A 1,639-nucleotide genomic window follows, 5' to 3' on the forward strand; every position below is an offset into this window, starting at 1 on the left:
TAATGATTCACTTGTACTTAATGACTCGCTTGTACTCAATGATTCACTCGTGCTCAATGACTCATTTGTGCTCAATGACTCTGATGTACTTAATGATTCACTTGTACTTAGTGATTCACTTTCACTTAATGACTCGCTTGTGCTTAGTGATTCACTCGTGCTCAATGACTCACTTGTGCTCAATGACTCTGATGTACTTAATGATTCACTTGTACTCAATGATTCACTCGTGCTCAATGATTCACTCGTGCTCAATGATTCACTCGTGCTCAATGATTCACTTGTGCTCAATGATTCACTCGTGCTCAATGACTCGCTGGTACTCAATGATTCGCTCGTACTTAATGATTCGCTCGTGCTCAATGACTCGCTGGTACTCAATGATTCGCTCGTACTTAATGATTCACTCGTGCTCAATGACTCTGATGTACTTAATGATTCACTTGTACTTAGTGATTCACTTTCACTTAATGACTCGCTTGTGCTTAATGATTCACTCGTGCTCAATGACTCACTTGTACTTAATGACTCACTTGTACTCAATGATTCACTCGTACTCAATGATTCGCTCGTACTTAGCGATTCTGAAGCTGCTGTACTAACATTTAATGTAGCTATATTAGATTCTTGAACTTTTCCTCCTACATTTATAAGAACTTGATACTGACTTTTATCTAGATTTGTGCCAACATTATTTATAATCAAATCTTTATTTGTTGATATAAGTTCTTGACGTTTCCCATCATAATAACGATACCATTGATAAGTAACTGATTGACCATTGTTATTAGGAATTAAGCTTGGAGAGATTGTAAAAGTTGCAACTTCCCCTACTTCAACTGTTTGATCAGAAATAATATCTCCTACTTTTATAGATATAGAATCTTCAACAGTAGAACCATCTGCATTTGTTAAAATAGCTTTTACAATTACAGTCCCCTTCAAATTATTGTTATTGATAGTAATTACACCAGCATCGTTAATTGTGGCCAAACTATTATCATTTAAAGTCCACTTTACAGACCCCGTAGCATTAACAGGATTAGTTTCATAGCCTAAACTCCAATGAGAATCATTTACTAAAATATTAGGATTATTAGTGATTTTTATTTTATCTGCTTTGACTTGTTGTTGAACTACACTTACTGCGAATATATTTGAACCGTATGTTTTTGCCGAACCTATAAGTGGTTTATTTCTAACCACTAGTTGAAAATAATAATCTCCTACATTTGTTAAAGTATAATCTAGGTCTTTTTTTGTTTGTCCACTTATTAAAGTCCATTGATTGTTCCTATATATATACCATTGATATGTGGTATTATCTAGATTAACAAGTCCAGGTATTCTAAAATCACCATGTGCTTTAGCCTTTTCTCCACTAATAATTGTTTTTCTTTCAGGATTAATATCTGTTGTTAAACCTGGGTTTCCAAATAACCCCAAAAAACCACCATAATACTTATCTGAAACTTCATGATATGGATTTACTGGAGCTGCTTTAGTACTTATGTCACTTGTTGATTTAGAAATTTTATTTTCTACTTTTTTTTGATTTTGAACTTCTTTGACTTTATCTTTCTTTGGCACCTCTTCATCATTAGTTTCTACTGGTTTTTCTACTGATGTGTTATCTGTT

1 protein-coding gene is annotated in these 1,639 nt (G+C 33.7%); it reads right to left on the reverse strand.

The window, feature by feature from the left end; translation table 11 throughout:
* Positions 1-1,639 (reverse strand): hypothetical protein (locus tag ACJTHF_RS13975; RefSeq protein WP_407812635.1); only part of this gene is annotated, 1,639 nt, incomplete at both ends.

The organism is Mammaliicoccus sp. RAM2 (genome assembly GCF_045897195.1).
Classification (GTDB): domain Bacteria; phylum Bacillota; class Bacilli; order Staphylococcales; family Staphylococcaceae; genus Mammaliicoccus; species Mammaliicoccus sciuri.